The 19,807-nt window shown below is 58.6% G+C and carries 19 protein-coding genes and 1 pseudogene; 7 read left to right on the top strand and 13 right to left on the bottom strand.

Annotated elements, in window-relative coordinates:
- Positions 1–21: 21 nt before the first annotated feature.
- From C2H86_RS12070 to C2H86_RS12050, 5 genes are read right to left on the bottom strand one after another with little or no spacing between them, the layout of a single operon-like run.
- Positions 22–525: a cyclin-dependent kinase inhibitor 3 family protein gene (locus C2H86_RS12070; protein WP_082422063.1), complete on the bottom strand. Its 504-nt coding sequence runs from the start codon at positions 523–525 to the stop codon at positions 22–24.
- Positions 526–529: 4 nt separating this feature from the next.
- Positions 530–1,243, bottom strand: coding sequence for an arsenical resistance protein ArsH (gene arsH / locus C2H86_RS12065; RefSeq protein WP_060519744.1), 714 nt, complete (start codon positions 1,241–1,243; stop codon positions 530–532).
- Between the two features lie 23 nt (positions 1,244–1,266).
- Entirely contained in the window at positions 1,267–1,737 is a 471-nt protein-coding gene (locus tag C2H86_RS12060) for an arsenate reductase ArsC (RefSeq protein WP_031314387.1), read from the bottom strand.
- A gap of 14 nt (positions 1,738–1,751) precedes the next feature.
- A complete protein-coding gene (locus tag C2H86_RS12055) occupies positions 1,752–3,035 on the bottom strand; it encodes an arsenic transporter (RefSeq protein WP_060519746.1) in 1,284 nt (427 codons plus the stop codon).
- Positions 3,036–3,062: 27 nt separating this feature from the next.
- On the bottom strand, positions 3,063–3,419 hold the full coding sequence (locus C2H86_RS12050) for a metalloregulator ArsR/SmtB family transcription factor (RefSeq protein WP_060519748.1): 357 nt from the start codon (positions 3,417–3,419) through the stop codon (positions 3,063–3,065).
- Between the two features lie 733 nt (positions 3,420–4,152).
- On the opposite strand from C2H86_RS12050, the gene C2H86_RS12045 reads away from it, so the two are divergent.
- A complete protein-coding gene (locus C2H86_RS12045) occupies positions 4,153–4,485 on the top strand; it encodes a DUF2790 domain-containing protein (RefSeq protein WP_039614978.1) in 333 nt (110 codons plus the stop codon).
- Positions 4,486–4,620: 135 nt separating this feature from the next.
- Here C2H86_RS12045 and C2H86_RS12040 read toward each other — a convergent pair whose 3' ends face one another.
- The 7 genes and pseudogenes from C2H86_RS12040 to C2H86_RS12010 form a co-directional block, all read right to left on the bottom strand.
- Positions 4,621–4,947 (bottom strand): four-helix bundle copper-binding protein, encoded by a 327-nt coding sequence (locus C2H86_RS12040; protein ID WP_101195988.1) that lies wholly within the window; start codon positions 4,945–4,947, stop codon positions 4,621–4,623.
- Positions 4,948–5,107: 160 nt separating this feature from the next.
- The gene (locus tag C2H86_RS12035) at positions 5,108–5,461 is read right to left on the bottom strand and encodes a copper-binding protein (RefSeq protein ID WP_060519755.1); all 354 of its coding nucleotides are present in this window, start codon (positions 5,459–5,461) and stop codon (positions 5,108–5,110) included.
- A complete protein-coding gene (locus C2H86_RS12030) occupies positions 5,458–8,616 on the bottom strand; it encodes an efflux RND transporter permease subunit (RefSeq protein WP_060519757.1) in 3,159 nt (1,052 codons plus the stop codon). Before C2H86_RS12030 ends, C2H86_RS12035 begins: the two co-directional genes overlap by 4 nt.
- Positions 8,613–10,076, bottom strand: a complete 1,464-nt coding sequence (locus tag C2H86_RS12025; protein WP_159412694.1) for an efflux RND transporter periplasmic adaptor subunit — start codon at positions 10,074–10,076, stop codon at positions 8,613–8,615. The genes C2H86_RS12030 and C2H86_RS12025 overlap by 4 nt, the downstream gene beginning before the upstream one ends.
- Positions 10,073–11,323, bottom strand: a pseudogene (locus C2H86_RS12020) (TolC family protein). The gene C2H86_RS12025 and the pseudogene C2H86_RS12020 overlap by 4 nt, the downstream one beginning before the upstream one ends.
- Positions 11,324–11,793: 470 nt before the next feature.
- Positions 11,794–13,200: a heavy metal sensor histidine kinase gene (locus C2H86_RS12015; RefSeq protein WP_060519764.1), complete on the bottom strand. Its 1,407-nt coding sequence runs from the start codon at positions 13,198–13,200 to the stop codon at positions 11,794–11,796.
- Entirely contained in the window at positions 13,200–13,877 is a 678-nt protein-coding gene (locus C2H86_RS12010) for a heavy metal response regulator transcription factor (protein ID WP_060519766.1), read from the bottom strand. Before C2H86_RS12010 ends, C2H86_RS12015 begins: the two co-directional genes overlap by 1 nt.
- Before the next feature lie 165 nt (positions 13,878–14,042).
- On the opposite strand from C2H86_RS12010, the gene C2H86_RS12005 reads away from it, so the two are divergent.
- From C2H86_RS12005 to C2H86_RS11980, 6 genes are all read left to right on the top strand, one after another.
- The gene (locus C2H86_RS12005; protein WP_060519770.1) at positions 14,043–14,249 is read left to right on the top strand and encodes a co-regulatory protein PtrA N-terminal domain-containing protein; all 207 of its coding nucleotides are present in this window, start codon (positions 14,043–14,045) and stop codon (positions 14,247–14,249) included.
- A 181-nt stretch (positions 14,250–14,430) separates the two neighbouring features.
- Positions 14,431–16,344: a copper resistance system multicopper oxidase gene (locus C2H86_RS12000; protein WP_060519772.1), complete on the top strand. Its 1,914-nt coding sequence runs from the start codon at positions 14,431–14,433 to the stop codon at positions 16,342–16,344.
- 14 nt (positions 16,345–16,358) lie between these two features.
- Positions 16,359–16,682 (top strand): hypothetical protein, encoded by a 324-nt coding sequence (locus tag C2H86_RS11995; RefSeq protein WP_019470286.1) that lies wholly within the window; start codon positions 16,359–16,361, stop codon positions 16,680–16,682.
- On the top strand, positions 16,672–17,787 hold the full coding sequence (locus C2H86_RS11990) for a copper resistance protein B (protein ID WP_060519774.1): 1,116 nt from the start codon (positions 16,672–16,674) through the stop codon (positions 17,785–17,787). Before C2H86_RS11995 ends, C2H86_RS11990 begins: the two co-directional genes overlap by 11 nt.
- 10 nt (positions 17,788–17,797) lie before the next feature.
- Positions 17,798–18,580, top strand: a complete 783-nt coding sequence (locus C2H86_RS11985) for a c-type cytochrome (RefSeq protein ID WP_060519775.1) — start codon at positions 17,798–17,800, stop codon at positions 18,578–18,580.
- Positions 18,570–19,025, top strand: a complete 456-nt coding sequence (locus C2H86_RS11980; protein WP_060519778.1) for a DUF411 domain-containing protein — start codon at positions 18,570–18,572, stop codon at positions 19,023–19,025. Before C2H86_RS11985 ends, C2H86_RS11980 begins: the two co-directional genes overlap by 11 nt.
- A 105-nt stretch (positions 19,026–19,130) precedes the next feature.
- Here the strand turns inward: C2H86_RS11980 and C2H86_RS11975 are convergent, their stop codons facing one another.
- Positions 19,131–19,319 carry an AbrB/MazE/SpoVT family DNA-binding domain-containing protein gene (locus C2H86_RS11975; RefSeq protein ID WP_060519780.1) on the bottom strand — a complete coding sequence of 63 codons (189 nt, stop codon included), beginning with the start codon at positions 19,317–19,319 and terminating at the stop codon, positions 19,131–19,133.
- Between the last annotated feature and the right edge of the window lie 488 nt (positions 19,320–19,807).

Here is a 19,807-nt window from a genome sequence, read left to right as displayed (position 1 = left end):
TCTCCTGTCTGGCTGGAGCGCTCAGTCTTCGCCGAATTGGTTGATGTAGTTGATGTGCGCAGGCTTCTGAATCGCCCGTGGGCGAAGCTCCTGCACCCAAGCGATCGCCTCGCGACGCGGCATTCCGGATTCGATCAGCAGACGGGCAGCGAACAGCCCGGTGCGACCGGAGCCGCCCTTGCAGTGGATGGCCAGGGCCTTGTTGGAAGCGAGCAAATCGTCTAACTGGTGGCGAATCTCCCCCAACCGAGCCTCGAAGGTTTGATCAGGAGCCTGATCATCCTCGATCGGCAACTGGTACCACTCCAACCCATACTGCCTGGCCGCGACGCCAAGCTCACCAACGCCGTTTTCCTGAAGCTCTGTATCCGACATCAGGGTAACCAGCGCCACGGCGCCAGCCTGCTTCAGCGTCTTCAGGCTTTCAGCAAGATCGCTGGCCTGGGTGCCCGGGCAGGGTGTGAAAATTAGCGCTCCTGGGGCATGGGGCAGCGATTTCATCGAGTAGGGATGTGACATGCTCATGACCTCAAATGGACCGCAGATTGACTCGCTTGGACAGCTCTTCCGCCGACTCCTTGCGCTCGGAGTAGCGATCCACCAGGTAATCCTGGCGGTCGCGCAATAGCAGCGTGAACTTGGTCAGTTCTTCCATCACATCAACCAGCCGGTCATAGAAGGAAGAAGGTTTCATGCGCCCGGCATCATCGAACTCCAGGAAGGCTTTTGGAACCGACGACTGGTTAGGGATAGTGAACATGCGCATCCAACGGCCCAGCACGCGCAATTGGTTCACCACGTTGAACGACTGCGAGCCACCACAAACCTGCATCACCGCTAATGTCTTGCCCTGGGTCGGACGTACGGCGCCCATGGCCAAAGGTACCCAGTCGATCTGCGCCTTAAAGACTGCGCTCATAGAACCGTGACGCTCGGGCGAGCACCACACCTGGCCCTCGGACCATTGCATCAGCTCGCGGAGTTCCAGCACCTTCTCGTGGGAGTCCGGAGCGTCATCCGGGAGCGGCAGGCCGGAAGGGTCGAAGATACGGGTTTCGGCGCCGAACTCTTCCAGCAGGCGCGCAGCTTCCTGGACCATCAAGCGGCTGAATGAGCGTTCGCGGGTCGATCCGTACAGCAGCAGGATGCGTGGTTTATGCGTGGAGGGATCCTTCGGCTCCAGACGCTCCAGCGACGGCAGATCGATCAGTTCTGGCTGGATATTTGGCAGGTGGTCGTTCATTTCAGTCTCCATTGATCCAGGGCCTACAGCGCGCCGATGCGAGCAAGTTCGGCTTTCAGTTCGTCCTGGCTCAGTTGCGAGAAGGGCAGCGCAATGAAAGCGCGCACGCGCTCATCGATCTTCGCAAGTGTGGTCTGGAAGGCTTGTTCGATTTCCGCCTCACTGCCGGTAACCGCCGAAGGGTCGGCCAGGCCCCAGTGGGCTTTGAGCGATGGACCGAAGAAGATCGGGCAGGCTTCGCCGGCAGCTCGATCGCACACGGTGACGACTATGTCGGGAGGAGAGCTCTCGAAGACATCCGAGGCCTTGCTTGAAAGACCAGCGGTGGGGATACCGGCGGCTTCCAAGGTCTTCAGCGCCCGCTCATTGACCTTGCCGCTTGGGAAGCTACCCGAGCTCACAGCTTCCATACCCTCGGGGGCCAGATGATTGAACAGCGCCTCGGACAGGATGCTGCGGCAGCTGTTGTGGGTGCACATGAACAAGACTTTCATCAGATATCTCCGGTTCAAAAGCTCAGGCGTATGGCCAATGCGGCCAAGGTGGCAAGCAGGATCGGCAGCGTCAGGACGATACCGGTGCGGAAGTAGTAACCCCAGGTGATAACGATGTTTTTGCGGGCCAGCACGTGCAGCCACAGCAAGGTGGCCAGGCTGCCGATTGGGGTGATTTTCGGACCGAGGTCACAGCCGATGACGTTGGCGTAGATCATGGCCTCACGCACGATGCCAGTGGCCTCGGCGGAATGGATCGACAAAGCTCCTACCAGTACAGTGGGCATGTTGTTCATGACCGACGACAGGCCAGCGGCGAGCAGCCCCGTCCCGAGGGATGCGCCCCAGACCCCGTAGCCGGTGAAGACATTGAGGATCTGCGTCAGGTAGTCGGTGAGGCCGGCATTACGCAGGCCATAGACCACCAGGTACATGCCAAGCGAGAACACCACGACCTGCCAAGGCGCGTCCTTGAGCACCTTGCGGGTTGAGATCACGTGCCCATGCGCAGCGATCAGGTAGAGGATCAGCGCACAGGCAGCAGCGATGGCGCTGATCGGAACGCCCAGCGGCTCGATGGCGAAGAAGCCGACCAGCAACAGCGCAAGCACCCACCAGCCGGCAACGAACGTCGCCTTGTCGCGGATAGCGGCTTCGGGAGCCTTCAGTTGGTCGAGTTCATAGGTTCGCGGCAGGTCCTTGCGGAAGAACCACAGCAGCATTCCCAGCGTGGCGGCGATACTGACCAGGTTCACCGGCACCATGATCGAGGCGTACTCGCTGAAACCGATGCCAAAGTAGTCGGCGGAAACGATGTTCACCAGGTTGGACACCACCAGCGGCAGGCTCGCGGTATCGGCGATAAAACCTGCTGCCATGACAAATGCCAACGTCGCCGCCGGGGAAAAACGCAGGGCAAGCAGCATGGCGATAACGATCGGCGTCAGGATCAGCGCTGCGCCATCATTGGCGAATAACGCCGACACTGCTGCTCCCAGGAGAATGATGAAAGCGAACAGCTTGCGGGTACTGCCGTTGCCCCAGCGGGCCACATGCAACGCTGCCCATTCGAAGAAACCCGCCTCATCCAGCAAAAGGCTGATGATGATGACAGCGATAAACGTTGCGGTGGCGTTCCATACTATCTGCCACACCACTGGGATATCAGACAGATTCACTACGCCCGCCAGTAGCGCCACGACCGCCCCTAGACCAGCGCTCCAGCCCACCCCCAGACCCTTTGGCTGCCAGATCACCAGAACGATCGTTGCGAGAAAAATCAAAAATGCGATGAACATGGCTCAACTCAGTCAGCGAAGTGAAAATCAAGCACAAGCAGCAGGGCTTTGTGGACGCTCGCCCATTTCAGCAAGGCGCACAGCATCGGCGCTTAGCCACTGGGCGTTTGCATCGACAACACTCTTGAGCATCATCTGCACCCATTCTGGCAAGGACGGATTGAGGCGGTAATACACCCATTGTCCCTGCCGCCGGTCCATGAGGATTCCGGCTTCTCGCAATTGAGCAAGATGCCGAGAAATCTTCGGCTGGCTGAGGTCGAGTGCGCAGGTCAACTCACATACGCATAGCTCGCCTTCACTGGCGATCAGCAAGGTCATCCGGGCTCGTGTTTCGTCAGCGAGACATTTAAAAACGATGGGGGGGGTTAGGGTTTCCCGCATTTGACCTCCTGGGGAACGCAGCACGGGCGGCTCATATCTGGAGGCTCGAATATATGACCATTCAGATATACGGTAAAGCAGATATTAATTCACTGACCAGATGACCGAGTCACAGTAGGAGGCAAAATCCAGGGTTCGCGCCCTTATCCGGATATTGATTCCCTTCCCATCGAGTCCACGATGAACCACCCTGAGATGTCTCTCCGATTGCTTGGTGCCGATCAGATCCAGGGGTTGGATGAGTATCTTTCCGCAGCCGGCTTGCCTACCCCGGACCTTCTGCAGCACGACCGCATGTTCTATTCCTTTCACCGTGGAGAAACGGAACTGGGATATGGGGCATCGAAGGATGGCCAGGCTCGTCTAATTCGTTCGCTGGTTGTGGATCCTGGGAAAGAGGATCCGGGGTCGGTACCTTGCTGCTTAGAGCACTTGAACGCATAGCCGAAGCCGACGGGGCTTAAAGCCTCTGCGGACCACAATTGCGCCCGATTTATTCGAGGCTCGGGGATATGAGCGCAGAGAGCGATCCCTAGCCCCTAGGGTGATTTCCAACTCCGCAGAGTTTGAAAAGCTCTGTCCCGTGTCGGCTTTACCTTAGGCACCCGCAAACTGTCTATGAGGGAATAGCGCTGTCAACCCAGCACAGCCTTACAAAGATGTAATGCCTGGATCACATGGATGACAGCTACCGGGCCTTAGGCTGCAGTCATGTTTTCATGGAGTAATTGAAATGATCAAAGCCAAATGCATCGCCGGCCTACTTCTCTTAATCGCCTCCTCATCCGCTTTTTCCGAAGGAGGTTCTGATCGTTTGCACGGAAAAATGATTCAGGCGAATGAGCAGGCTATGCGTGCATACGCAGCGGCCAATGGAAAAAAGCCACCTGAGGTGATCCATTATCGCTATGGAATGAAGCTGGACGTGGCGAGAGTCATCAGCAGGACTTCGACCAACGGCAGCTGCGACGTGATGCCGGCACAGATGAATTACGAGGACTCAACAGGAGAGCTGAAAATCCTTGAATATCGCACTGCCGGAATTAACTGCAGGGGTCAAAACTGACCGAAGCACAGGTTAATTCTTGAAGTCAGCTGATCACCAGTAGCGCCAGCTGATCGGCCGCCAGGGGGCTTGTGATCGACCGACCGAGGTCTTCCCTAAGTACTTTGCAAAAGAACGACGGTCGGTCGAAATTAATTAGGCAGCCATTGCTTCGCAGGATTGTGCGCAGGCCAAACAGGCTTGTGCGCAATGCTGACAGTGGTCTGCCGTGTGCTTACTGCACTCCTCCCCGCAGGCGCGGCAAATCCTGGCGCACAACGCACAAAATTCCTTGGCGAGCATGCTTTCTCGTGCCATCAAGGTAGCCGCCAGCCTGCACATATCTGCGCAATCCCTGTCCAACTTGATGCAGTCAGCCATCATTTTTACGTCCTGCTCTTGCAGGCAGGCTGACGCGCAGCCTTCACAGGCCAGCGCACAGCGCAGGCATTCCGAGATGCATTCATCAAAGCTACTGTTCATGATCATATCTCCGGTATCGGGTCGATGTGATGCCAGTGCACCGTCTCATGACGGTATGTAGCGTTCGACCTGAGGGGTTCCTGAAGATTGATTACATTTCTGTAAGCTTGTCCGAATCATCTCAGTATGAAGGCGTGCCCGATCATTCAAGGCTTTTCAATCACTGCTTCTGGATGCTCACGATTTTCGCGGAGCTTCCCTCCATGCGGAACCCAAATTTCACCTTGTCGCCTACGTTCAAGCCCTTCAGCTGTGCAGGCTCAGATTGGAAGCCCATGGTCATCGCCGGCCATTTGAGCTCTGCTACCGGGCCGTGCGCTAAGGTGATTTTCCCGCTTTGAAGATCCAGCGCCTTTATTGTCCCCTCAGCATGCGCAGTGGGAGCCGCCTGGCTCCCTTGGCCCCCCTCGGCGGAGGCTGGCATTTTCTTCATGTCCATACCATCCATGTCCTGGGCATGCACACTGGTGGCAAAAGCGGTGACCAGGCCTGCGATGACAATTAGCTTTTTCATTGGATTTCTCCTGAGAGGTTGGGGGTAGTTACAGCAAGTTCGCGGCGACGGATCAGCCAGTACGCCGCAGGGATTACAAAAAGGGAAAGCAAGGGGGCGGTGAGCATGCCGCCCACCATGGGAACCGCGATGCGGCTCATGACCTCGCTGCCGGTACCGCTGCTCCAGAGGATGGGCAGCAAGCCTGCAACGATGACCGCCACAGTCATTGCCTTGGGCCTGATGCGTTGCACCGCGCCCTCACGGATCGCGTCGAGCAGCGCTGTTCGTGTGGTTTCGCCTTTGGCTTGACGCTCAGCCCAAGCGTTATTCAGGTAGATGAGCATGATCACTCCGAACTCCGCCGCTACGCCGGCCAGGGCAATGAAACCAACGCCTGTGGCCACCGACAGGTTGTAGCCCAGCAGGTACAGCAGCCAAACGCCTCCGGTCAGCGCGAACGGTAGTGTGCCCATGATGAGCAACGCCTCACCGAGGCGCCCAAAGGTCAGGTAGAGCAGCACGAAGATGATGGCCAGCGTCGCCGGCACCACCCAGGCCAGACGGGCATTCGCCCGCTCCAGGTATTCGAACTGGCCGGAGTAGCTCAAGCTCATGCCTGGATCGAGCTTCACCTCGCTGTTGATCGCCTGACGAAGGTCTGCCACAACAGACGATAGATCCCGGCCGCGCACATCGATGTACACCCAACCCGAGGGGCGAGCATTCTCGCTCTTAAGCATGGGCGGGCCATCAGCGATACGTATGCGGGCCACGCTGCCGAGCGTCAGCTGACCGCCCTGCGAGGTGTAGATCGGCAGCTGACGCAACGCCTCCACGGAATCACGCCATTCGCGTGGATAGCGCACGCTGATGGGATAGCGGGCCAAGCCTTCAACCGTTTCTCCAATGGTTTCGCCACCAATGGCGCCAGCCACGAGGGCCTGTACGTCGGTGATGTTCAGACCGTAACGGGCAGCGGCATGGCGATCGATATCCAGATCAATGTAGCGGCCACCAGTCAAACGCTCCGCCAGCGCCGAAGTCACTCCAGGAACCTTTTTCGCTGCCCGCTCCACAGCGAGGGTAGCCCGGTCTATCTGGTCTAGGTCGCTGCCGGCCACCTTGACGCCTATTGGGCTCTTGATACCGGTGGCCAGCATATCGATGCGGTTGCGGATGGGCGGGATCCAGATGTTGGTCAGCCCAGGCACACGCACAGTGCGATCAAGCTCCTCGATGAGCTTCTCCGTGGTCATTCCTGGACGCCACTCACTCTTGGGCTTGAGCCGAACGATGGTCTCGAACATCTCCAGCGGTGCCGGGTCGGTAGCGGACTCGGCGCGGCCGGCTTTACCAAAGACACTGGCCACCTCGGGAACAGTTCGAATCAGACGATCCGTTCGCTGCAACAGCTCTGAAGCTTTCTGCGCCGAGAGTCCAGGCAAGGCTGAAGGCATGTAAAGCAGATCACCTTCATCGAGCGGAGGAAGGAACTCGCCCCCAAGATGATTCAAGGGCCACAGACTGCTGAGCAGGATGAGCAATGCTCCAGCGAGGGTAACCAGAGGCCGGCGCAGGACGACCTCTAATGCCGGACGGTACAGCCGGATGAGGCCCCGGTTGAGCGGGTTGCGCTGTTCCGCAGGCAGTGGCCCTCTGATCCAGTACCCCATCAGCACCGGAATCAGGGTCACCGATAGCGCAGCCGCCGCTGCCATTGCGTAGGTCTTGGTAAAGGCCAGGGGTGCGAAGAGACGCCCTTCCTGGGCTTGCAGCGTGAACACCGGGATGAACGATAGCGTGATGATCATCAGGCTGAAGAATAGTGCCGGTCCTACCTCGACGGCCGCCTCTGTCATTACCCTCCAATGCGCTTCGCCTCGCAAGGGTTGACCAGGATGCCGGGCATGCCAAGCCTCAACACGTTTGTGGGCGTTCTCGATCATGACCACGGCAGCGTCCACCATTGCACCGATGGCAATAGCGATTCCGCCAAGGGACATGATGTTGGCATTGATACCCTGATGACGCATGACAATCAGCGCAATCAAGATTCCCACGGGAAGCGACACGATAGCCACCAACGACGAGCGCAGGTGCCAGAGAAACGCTGCGCATACCAACGCCACTACTACGAATTCCTCGATCAGCTTGTGACTGAGGTTCTCCACGGCACGGTCGATCAACTGGCTGCGGTCGTAGACGGTGACAAGCTCCACCCCGGCTGGCAGGCCTTTCTTCAGGGTTTCTAGCTTGGCCTTGACGTGCCCGATGGCCTCACGAGCATTCTTCCCGCTGCGCAGGATCACCACCCCTCCTACGGCTTCGCCGAGGCCGTCCAGTTCGCCTATGCCTCTGCGGGCTTCCGGACCTATCTGCACCGTAGCGACGTCGCCTAATGTCACCGGCACGCCCTTGGTAGCCAGTCGCAGCGGTATCGCTCTGAAATCATCCAGCGATCGCAGGTAGCCGGCCGCACGTACCATGAACTCCGCTTCGCCCTGCTCCAGTACACCGCCACCGGTCTCCTGGTTGGCCTTGCCTATAGCCTCAACCACCTCAGCCTGGGTGATACCGAGGCTGGCCATGCGCAGCGGATCGAGGACGACTTGGTACTGCTTGACCATACCGCCGATGGTGGCTACCTCAGCGACATCCGGCAGGGTCTTGAGCTCATAGCGCAGGAACCAGTCCTGCAGGCTGCGCAGTTGCGACAGGTCATGGCCGCCGTTGCGATCGACCAACGCATACTGATAAATCCAGCCCACTCCGGTGGCATCCGGGCCCAGTACCGGCTTGGCTGCCTCAGGTAATCGCGATTGCGCCTGGCTCAGGTACTCAAGCACCCGTGAGCGCGCCCAATACAGATCGGTGCCGTCCTCGAACAGCACGTAGACGAAGCTGTCACCGAAGGCGGAGAAACCGCGTACCGTTTTGGCCCCCGGAACCGAGAGCATGGTTGTGGTCAGCGGATAGGTCACCTGATTCTCAACGATTTGGGGAGCCTGGCCTGGGTAGGACGTGCGGATGATCACCTGCACGTCCGACAGGTCGGGCAAGGCGTCGATTGGCAGGCTACGCACCGAGACGAAGCCCCATGCCACCAGAAACAGCGTGGCGAGGAGCACCAGCACACGGTTGCCTACCGACCAGCGGATCAGTTTGGCAATCATGGTTGGCCCTCCACCACGTTGATCTGCTCAACTACCATGCCCTCGTCGCGTTCGCGTATGCCAAAGCGAATCTGCGCACCGACCTTGAGGCCATCAAGGAGAGACTGATCAACCACAGGAAAGGTCATGGTCATCCCTGGCATGCCCAGGGTGATGAAAGGACCGTGGGCAACGGTGAGCTGGGTGCCGTCTATCTGCACGACACGGCCATCCGCTTCATGCAGGGCTGGCCCCGCATTAGGCTGACTATCCTGCGCCGTCGCCGCCTCGATGCCTTTCAAATTAGCGTCGGAGTCCAACAGGAATTGCCCGGACGCGACGATGCGCTGTCCTGGCTGAAGGCCCTGCAACACCGCAACTTTCCCTCTGCTCTCCTGGCCCAACACGACTTCCACCGGCCGGAAGCGACCACCGTCTTCAGCCAGCATCAACAGGTCTCGCTTGCCGGTGCGGATGACCGCCTCGGCAGGCACCAAGAGGCTTTGCTCGGAAGACTCGCCGGGATGGAGAGCCACTTGAGCGGTCATCCCAGGACGAAGCCGTCCATCCGGGTTGGGCAACTCGATACGCAGGCGCAACGTGCGGCTCTGCAAATCGGCATCGGCGAGCAACGCGGTCAACTTGCCCGGTATGGGATCGCCTGGGAACGCTGGCAATTGCGCCCGCACAGGCTGGCCTTCGCGAAGACCTTGAGCCTGGGCTTCCGGCACAGCCGCTTCCAGCCAGACGTTGGCCACTCCATTGATCCTCGCCAAGGTAGCCCCCGGCGTCAACGTCATTCCGGGTCGCAAATCGAGAACCTGGATGACTCCGGCCATGGGTGCGGAGAGTGTGACCGAGAGCTGCACCTTCCCAGTGCTCGCGACCCGGTTGATCAGGTCGGCCGGCATGCCGGCGAGCACAAGCCGCTGTCGTGCCGCCGCCGTCAGCTGCGTGTCGCCGGAATGCCGCAGCGCCAGGTATTCCTCCTGCAAACCAGCCCACTCCGGGGTTAGCACATCGGCTAGAGGAGCCCCTTTGGCAACGATGTCGCCCGTCGCTCGACCATAGACGCGCTCGACGTAGCCGCCAGTCCGGGCCTGCAATACGCTGAAGTCGCGTTCGTCGAACGTTAGAACGCCGCTCACACTCAGGGTCCGTTCTAGCCGGCCAGCCGTCACCGTCGCCAATCGAATCCCAAGGTTTTGCTGGAGCCCAGCCGAGACCTGAACCGCAGGCTGCTCCTCGCCAGCCGTGTCATCCGAATACTTGGGCACGAGCGGCATGTCCATGAACGGCGATTTTCCGGGCGCCGGGAAGTGCTGCTGGGGATACATCGGGTCATACCAGTACAGCGCTTTTTTTTCCTCACCTACTGGCTGGGATGAGGAATACGCACCTCTTCCACCTAGCCAGAAGCCCGCGCCTATCCCAATAGCAAGGGCAGCAGCCACGAGCAAACCAATCGACCTATTCCTCATGCCCGCACCTCTCCATAAACGAAATGCAGACGCGCTGCTGTTGCCGCCAACTGTCCTTGCAGGTCCACATCCTGTAGCAGCGCTTCCACACGCTGCCGGCGTGCCGACAGCACTTCACTCAACGGCGAATTACCGGCGCGGTAGTCCGCCAGAGCGAGGCGTACCCGGTCCTCGGCCAGGGGCAAAAGTGTTTCGCGACTGCGCCGTACAGCCCGTTGCAAGCGTTGGTACTCGGCAAGGTCTGTTTCAAGCTGAGCTTGATGCTCGCGCAGGGCAGCGTCCTGCTCATTTTCCAATTGGCGAACTTATGCGCGTCGTGCCGCAATCATTGGGTCTTGCCGGGAGCTGGTGAACAACGGCAACTGGAAGCTGACTTGCAGGCTGACCATGTTGCTGAAGTCCGGACCACGGCGCTGATAATCCACCCCCCAGGACCAATCCGATTTCTTTTCCGCCTGAGCCTGGTGTACCTGGGCTTGAGCCTCGCGTGTCATGGCGTTGTAGGTATTGAGCTCCGGATGGGCATGGACGGAGTGCAAGTATTCAGCTGCATCTACAGGCCAGACAGGGAACGTCGGCGCGCCCACTTCGGCGTCCTGCCCAATCCAGCGCTTCAGCGCGGCTCGCGCCTGAGCTGACTGACTCAACAGAACGTCTTTCTGCTCGTCCAACTGTGCCAATTCCTGTTTGGGAGCCAACGTATCGGCCGTTGAGCCTGCGCCTCCGGCCAGGCTGGCCCGCACCGTGGAAGCCAGCAGCTGGTTTTCTTTGTAGAAGGCGTCGAACTGTTCAAGCTTTCGCTGCACGGTGTATGCAGCCACCCAAGCCTGTGCGGTTGCCGCCCGAACTTTCAGCCGTTCGAACAGCGCCTCGGCATCGGCTCGCTCGACCGTGGCCTGCGCTGTCTCTATGCGAGCTTTGCGTTTGTCCCGGTTCGGTACTTCTTGGGACAGGCCAACCACCTGCATGGTCATGAAGTCTCTGTTCATGCTCCAGCGGTCGGTGCCTTCAATCGGCAGGTTCTGTACCCCGAGATTCAGGCGCGGATCGGGTAGTTCGCCCGCTGGAATGACTGCGCTGCGCGCAGCTGATGCCTGCTCCTGGCGGGCCTGTAGAGAGGGAGCGTTGCGTTCAGCCAGTTGCAGCGCCTCATCCAGCGACAGCGTTGCAGCCTGTGCCGAGACAGCCGGCAGCAGTATGAACAGGACGGCCGTGGTTATCCGTCCCTGAAAACGTTGGGGAGTCATGAAAATGATTCCTCGAAAGATCAGCGCCCAGGCGCGTGCCATCGCCCCGCTGCTAGGCGGAACGACGGTGTGAAATTAAGAGGGAATCAGACGCGGGGAGGCCGCCATGGATCGGGGGGAGAGCCTGTCGCTATGCCTACCGCGTAGGTATCGGCAGGTCGTGGCTTGGCAAAGGTCAGCCCAGGCGTCAGGAAGCTGAGCTGCACTGTGCTAGCAGTCCTGCACTCCTGGCCGACCTTGCAGGATTTGGCGTGATCGCCGGCCTTGCCCAGGTCTTGGTCCTGGCAGCAGTCATGATCCATACCCGCCATCATTTCCATGCCCATGGTCTGCATTGGGCAAGGTTCAGTCGCCGAATCGATGCCCGCCATCCCGTTAAGCGGAAGCGCCACGATAAGCATCAGGATGGTGAGCAGTCGAATGAACCGATTCATGATGGGCGAGTATAGATTACCGGGATGAGTTCAGCATTAAGGGGTTGGGGCTGCACTAACCCACCGCTTAGAGGCTGGGAGACTGATGAAGAAGGTTGTGACACCCTCCGCTGAAGTACACCAGATTCGTCCGCTATGAGCCTCGATGATAGAGCGGGTTATCGACAGACCCAGGCCTGCATTGCTTGGGCCGCCTTCGCGCCTGGCTGGATCGGCTCGATAGAATCGGTCGAAGATCTTGCCAATGTGCTGGGAATCGATGATTACCCCGCTGTTACGCACGGAAAGCGTCACGCTTTCAGGCGTCTGCTCGATTCGCACTGATATCTCGTTACCTTCCGGGGTGTAGCGCAACGCGTTGGATAGAAGGTTGGAAAGCGCTCGGTCAATCATCAGGCGATCGCCACGAACCTTACCCTGCCCGTGTAGGGTCAGCTGGATGCCTTGATCCTCAGCCAGGAACTGGTAGTACTCGAACAGCTTGGAAACGAGGTCGGAGAGCTCCACATCAATCTGCTCAGGGACGATCAGACCGTTATCCGCCTTGGCGAGGAACAGCATGTCGTCGATCATGCGCGACATACGCTTGAGGTCTTCCAGGTTCGAATAGAGGTTCTCCTCATAGGCATCCAGGTCACGCTTCTTGGTGAGCACCACTTCAGTATGGGTCAGAAGGTTGCTGACTGGCGTTCTCAACTCGTGAGCGATATCGGCAGAGAAGTTGGACAACCGAACGAATGCATCCTCCAACCGTCCCAGCATCCCGTTGAAAGACAGGATGAGCTCCTGAAGCTCTAGCGGCACGGGCTCCAGGGGAATGCGCTCGCGGAGCGATCTTGCCGACATCCCGGTGGCCACTTTGGTGATTTGCCCAACAGGCCGAAGCCCACTCTTGGCCACGACCCAACCCAAGCCTGCGCTTACAATCGCGCTGATCACCAGGCCAATTCCGAACCACCATTGCAGGGTGACAAAGAAATGGGCGTGAGTGGTGACATCGAGCATCAGCACGGCCGTCACCGGTTCCGGCTCGCCTGCAATGGTCAGCTGGGCGGTAATGCCGCGAAAGTTCTGCGATTCATCCTGCCATTCCCAGACCGCACCCCGGTGCGCCTGCTCGAACCGCTGGGGAATTTGGGAGGCTTTGGGGTCTGAAAACAGGACCGTACCGTCAGCCTTGGTGATTTTCGCCGACAAATCCTGATGTGCGCCGAGCAATGCCCGCAGCTGCTGCTCCTGATCGTGGAGCCCGCCTCGCGCTGCTGAGATGGACAGGATATGACGCGTTGACTCCAGCTTTTCGGAAAGCGCCTGCTCATCCAGCATCCGGAAATGGTGCTGGCTGAGCCCGTAGAAAGCCACCCCGGCAACCACCAGGACAGCAGTCACTGCGAACATGAACATCAGGGTCAGTCGCTTGACGAGCGATGATTGCGGGCGCATCACTCGGGCACATCCATCATGTAGCCCATGCCTCGGGCGGTATGGATGAGCTTTGGCGCGAAGTCGTCATCTATTTTGGCCCGCAGTCGGCGAATCGCTACCTCAATCACGTTGGTGTCACTGTCGAAGTTCATGTCCCAGACCTGAGAAGCGATCAGCGACTTGGGGAGCACCTCGCCGCGTCGGCGCATGAGCAGCTCCAGCAGGGAAAACTCCTTTGCGGTAAGGTCGATCCGCTTGCCGTTTCGCGTAGCTCGACGCTTGAGCAGGTCTACCTCAAGGTCTGCCATCTTCATGGTGGTTTGAGCAGCACCACCGTTGCCTCTGCGCAACAACGTGCGAACCCGAGCCAGCAGCTCCGAGAACGCAAAGGGCTTCACCAGGTAGTCATCAGCGCCCAGTTCCAAACCTTTCACGCGGTCGTCTACGCCGTCTCGGGCCGTCAAGAAAAGAACCGGCACATCCTGACCCGCCGCACGGATCTTGCGCAGGACATCCCAGCCATCGAGCCCCGGCATCATCACGTCGAGTATCAGCAAGTCATACGCTTCGCTCTGTGCCTGTTGCAGGGCGTCAGTGCCTGTCATCACCCGGTCAACGGTGAAGCCAGCTTCTGTCAGACCTTGCTGGAGGTAGACACCGGTTTTTGGCTCATCTTCGGCTACGAGTAATTTCATCTGCTCTCATCCACGCGGGGTGCATCTCCAGTTTGCAGGAAAAAAGACGCCCAACCAGAAGCTGACGGAAAAGTAATGTCGAGATCAGTTTTCTGACAGCACCGCGAAGCTAACTTGACCCTGTACCTGACGCCATGAGGCGCAGAACCCACTGAGGATCTCCAGATGAACATGGTCAAAGCAATTGTGATGGTCGTTACCTTCGGCATGGCAGGCATCGCCCTGGCAGAGGGCGGCGCGGACCGGACCTTTGCGCGGATGGAAGCGGCTCGCCAAAGCTCCATGCAGGCATTCCAAGTTGCGCAGGAGAAGAAAGAGCAGGCGCCAGTTGCCGCCCAGTCCAGCAAGCATGCCGGCCACGAAAGCTGCTGATCCCAGCTTACAGAAATGTAATCACCCCGGAATCTGAACTATGGCAGTTTCAGACTACGGCCTCTCATCAGCCTCGCGCAGTGACGAAAGTCTACGAGACTGGTGAGAGCTCCAATGAACCCAAGGGCTGCCCCATCGAGCAGCCTGGATATCAGCGATCTACCTGACTGGACGCAACGGCATGCAAAGCAAAACCACGAGACGATCTTTCGTCAAAGGCCTGGCCGCTACCGGACTTCTGGGTGGGCTCGGCATGTGGCGCGCGCCGGTCTGGGCCGTGACCAGCCCTGGCCAACCGAACGTGCTGAGCGGCACGGACTTCGATCTGTATATCGGCGAACTCCCCGTCAATATCACGGGTGCAGCTCGCACGGCCATGGCCATCAACGGTTCGGTGCCAGGGCCGATCCTGCGATGGCGCGAAGGCGACACCGTGACACTGCGCGTACGCAACCGGCTGAAACAAGACACCTCCATTCACTGGCACGGCATCATCCTGCCCGCCAACATGGACGGTGTGCCGGGCTTGAGCTTCCACGGCATCGCTCCCGATGGCATGTACGAATACAAGTTCAAGGTCCACCAGAACGGCACCTACTGGTATCACAGCCACTCAGGCTTCCAGGAACAGTCCGGGGTCTATGGGGCGTTGGTGATCGATGCCAAGGATCCGGAGCCGTTTGTGTACGACCGTGATTACGTCGTCATGCTCAGCGATTGGACGGATGAAGACCCGGCGCGGGTGCTCTCCAAACTCAAGAAGCAATCTGACTACTACAACTTCCACAAGCGCACTGTTAGCGACTTCGTTGACGATGTGAGCGAGAAAGGCTGGTCGGCCGCTGTAGCGGATCGGAAGATGTGGGCTGAAATGAAGATGAGCCCCACCGACCTCGCTGACGTGAGCGGGTATACCTACACCTACCTCATGAACGGCCAGGCTCCGAACGGCAACTGGACGGGTATCTTCAAGCCCGGCGAGAAGATCCGCCTGCGCTTTATCAACGGCTCGGCCATGACCTATTTCGATGTCCGGATTCCTGGGCTCAAGATGACGGTTGTGGCTGCCGACGGCCAGTACGTCAAACCCGTATCGGTCGATGAGTTCCGGATCGCCGTTGCCGAAACCTACGATGTCATCGTCGAACCTGAAAACGAGCAGGCCTATACAATCTTCGCGCAATCCATGGACCGTACCGGGTACTCCCGAGGCACCCTGGCAGTTCGTGAAGGCTTGCAAGCGCCCGTGCCGGAGGTAGATCCACGCCCGATCATCGCCATGAGCGATATGGGCATGGACCACGGCAGCATGGGCGGAATGGATCACGGCGGCATGGCTGGCATGGACCAGGGGAACATGGCCGGGATGGATCACAGCAAGATGGCTGGGATGGACCATGGCAGCATGGCCGGCATGGACCACAGCAAGATGGCTGGAATGGACCATAGCAGCATGGCCGGCATGGACCACAGCAAGATGGCTGGAATGGACCATAGCAACATGGCCGGCATGGATCACAGCACGATGGCTGGGATGAGTCATGAGGGCATGGCCGGCATGAGCGGTGCAATGCAGAGCCATCCGGCTTCCGAGACAAACAACCCGTTGGTCGATATGCAGACCATGTCGCCGACCCCGAAGCTGAACGATCCGGGAATTGGCCTGCGCAACAACGGGCGCCGAGTGCTGACCTACGCCGATTTGCGGAGCACCTTCATCGATCCCGATGGTCGAGAGCCTGGACGCACAATCGAACTGCACCTTACCGGCCACATGGAGAAGTTCGCGTGGTCGTTCGACGGTATCAAATTCTCTGATGCTGAACCGCTGCGGTTGAAATATGGCGAGCGTCTTCGCATCACCTTGGTCAACGACACCATGATGACTCACCCCATCCATCTCCACGGTATGTGGAGTGATCTGGAGGACGAGAACGGCAACTTCATGGTTCGCAAGCACACCATCGACATGCCACCTGGCTCAAAACGAAGCTATCGCGTCACCGCAGATGCCTTGGGACGTTGGGCCTATCACTGTCACCTACTGTTCCACATGGAAATGGGCATGTTCCGAGAAGTCCGTGTGGACGAATGAGCTGGAGATTTGAGATGAGCAAACCAATGAAACGAAGCGCCTTTTTCCTCTCTGCTGCGATGGTCGGCATGTTGGCTGTTTATGCCCCGTCGTCGTGGTCCAGCGACAACCATGATCAGCATTCCCAGAAATCTACCGAGGCCGGTAAAGCCAAAGGTTCGCAGGACAAGCAGGGTCAGGGGATGAACCATGAAGGCATGGACCATGGGTCCATGGAAAGTATGGACCACGGCTCGATGAAGGGGATGGACCATGGCTCGATGGAAGGCATGGACCACGACAAAATGATGGAATCGCATGGCAGCGACAAAGCTAAGGCAGGGAAAGATGGTCAATAGCCTTGGGCGGCCTTCGCTGCTGGCCCTGACTGTTTCAATCGGCATGCTGGGCGTAACGCCCAGCTTCGCCGCTGAAGAAATGGATCACTCGGGCATGGATCATTCGAAAATGGGGCACGGTTCCATGCAAATGGATGCTGTTCCGTCCGAATCGATGCCGGCGATGGATCACAGCAAGATGGGGGTGAGCAAACAGCAGAAACAGCCTGCCCCTGTTGATCACAGCCAGATGGAGCATGCTCAAAGCCAGAGCAAATCCAGCCCGGTGGACCATAGCAAGATGGACCACAGCAAAATGGGCCATGGAAACATGAAGGGCATGGATCACGGTTCGATGAAGGGCATGGACCATTCCCAGATGAATCATGGTTCAGCGATTTCTCCGACCACAACGAGTCGCACGCCGATTCCAGTGCTCACTGATGCCGACCGCGAGGCAGCCTTTCCGCCTTTGGGTGGCCACCAGGTGCACGACAGCGGAATCAACAGCTTCTTCCTGTTGGACCAGCTCGAATACCAAGACGCCGATGAGGGCAGCACCCTGGCCTGGGACGCATCAGGCTGGGTAGGCGGCGACATCAATCGACTCTGGGTTCGCTCGGAAGGCGAGCGCACCAATGGGGTAACCGAAGACGCTGAGCTGCAACTGCTATACGGGCGCTCGGTCAGTCCTTGGTGGGACGTGGTCGCCGGAGTCCGTCAGGATTTCAAACCGGAATCACCGCAGACCTGGGCAGCCTTTGGTATTCAGGGCATGGCCTTGTATGACTTCGAGGCCGAAGCTACGGCGTTCATCGGCGAGAACGGCCAGACTGCTGCGCGTCTTGAAGGCGAATACGACATCCTGCTGACCAATCGCTTGATTTTGCAGCCCACGGCCGAGGCGAACTTCTATGGCAAGAACGATCCTGAGCGCGGTGTTGGATCGGGTCTGGCCAATACCGAAGTCGGGCTGCGTCTACGGTATGAAATCGTCCGCCAGTTTGCCCCGTACATAGGCGTTACCTGGAGCCGCTCCTACGGCAACACCGCTGACTTCATCCGAGACGAGGGTGGAGATGTTGATGAGGCACGCTTCGTTGCCGGTATCAGGATGTGGTTCTGAGAATTCCAACATGAAAAGAACAATTACAACGCTGCTTGTGGCCGGTGCTGTCGGAAGTGCTGCGGTATTGGGCACCGCGTATTTCGGCTTGGTGAATGTCGGCGCCGATGATCCTCACTTCCCGGCTGTCCATTCGTTTCTCGCCATGGCTCGCGACCGGTCGATTGAGGTTCGAGCGCGAGACATTGAAGTGCCTGACCTGAAGAACGCTGCGTTGATCAAGGCAGGCGCAGGCAACTACAACGCCATGTGCATTGGGTGCCACCTCGCCCCTGGCGTTGGAAAGACAGAACTTAGCCAAGCGCTATACCCGTCGCCACCTGACCTCACCAAGGTGGGTGTCGGAGGCGAACCGGCTGCCGCATTCTGGACGATCAAGCACGGCATCAAAGCCACCGGCATGCCCGCTTGGGGCAAGAGCATGGGTGATGAGTACATCTGGGGAATAGTCGCGTTCCTGGATCAACTTCCCGAAATGAATCCCGAGCAGTACAAGGCTTTGGTGGCCACGAGCGGTGGCCATCAGCACGGCGGCGGCGAAAGCGATATGCATAACCATGAGGGCCAGCACGGCGGGAGCGGGCATGCCGAGCATGGCGATCACGACGAAGCGGCAGACAACGATCATGCCCAGGCAGCTCACGACCATGGAGCTCCACCCGCAGGCGCCACCCAAGCGGCAGATCATCACGGTGACCACAATGCGGCCGAAGCCCATTCGGACGCCCACCCGAAATCGTCGACAAAGACGCATGTTCACAAAGACGGTAAGGAGCACACTCATGCCAACTAACCGGATACTCGTTCGTCTAGCCGCTATCGCTGGGCTGCTGGTGACCTCAGCGGCCTACGCTGCCGAGCCTTTGTCCATCGACGTTCACCGAGACGCGAACTGCGGTTGCTGCAAGAAATGGATCGCGCACTTGGAAGCCAATAGTTTCAAAGTGACCGACCATATTGAGACGGACATGAGCGCAGTGAAACAGAAGCTGGGCGTAGCGCCACGGTTAGCGTCCTGCCACACAGCCGTGATTGATGGAAAGTTTGTTGAAGGTCACGTGCCAGCTGAGCAGATTCGAGAACTCAAGGAGCGGAACGATCTGGTCGGGATCGCCGTGCCAGGAATGCCAGCTGGATCCCCAGGCATGGAGGTTGATGGCGTAAGCCATGCCTACCAAGTCATTGGGTTAACCAAAAGCGGCGCGGACCTAGTAGTCGCCAACTATCCAGCCAAATAACGCACCGACCAGAAGGACGGCAGTAGGCTGACTGCCGTCCCATGTATCCCCGCTAGAAAGCTTCATCAGCTCAACACGACGACACAGAGGGCCTGCAACGCGTAGCTAATCAGATTCGCGGCGCTCGCGGACTGGCTTGAGTACGATATCGCCGTTGATGAGCTCTATGGAGAGTCTGTCGCCCGTCGTGACCCCGAGCTCGCGCAGAATGTCGTCAGGTAATTCCACAATCACATCGCCGGAGCCGTCGCCGGGATCCAGGCACTTTACCGTGGTGCGCGCTGATTCAGTCATTGGGCTCTCCTGCCAGAGCTACCAGTCCCCATCATACTCCAGCAGCCATGCAAGCGGTGATTTGCTCAAGCAGCTTTGCAAATGCCATTTTGTTGGAGTGTTCAGTACGCCGGAAGCCCCTTGCGACTGAGCTAGATCCCATCGACGAACATCGAAAGGGGCCGCAACCCCAAACGGTGCGTAGCTCGTCCGCTTCAATCGGACGGCAAGTTCGTGCCGAAGCTGCGTTCAATCTTTCTGCGGTGCAGCCCGGTTAGGCAATCCCTAGCAGCAGCTATGCCTGAATTGCTCGCTCTTGGTGATGACGCTCAGTGGCAGCCGCACATGGATGAGGTTTGTCGGGACAGGGCGATATCATATGGCCAGTTTACGCTCTGGTCGCTACAGTATCAGCAGTACAATAAGGACGTGCCTGTATGAGAAGGAAAGCTCGCATACTAATCCTATGCAAAACATACCCGTCACCCAGCGCTGCCTATACAGAGACT

Source organism: Pseudomonas putida (assembly GCF_009883635.2).
Taxonomy (GTDB): Bacteria; Pseudomonadota; Gammaproteobacteria; order Pseudomonadales; family Pseudomonadaceae; genus Aquipseudomonas; species Aquipseudomonas putida_W.
This window is presented reverse-complemented; position numbering and strand designations above follow the sequence as displayed.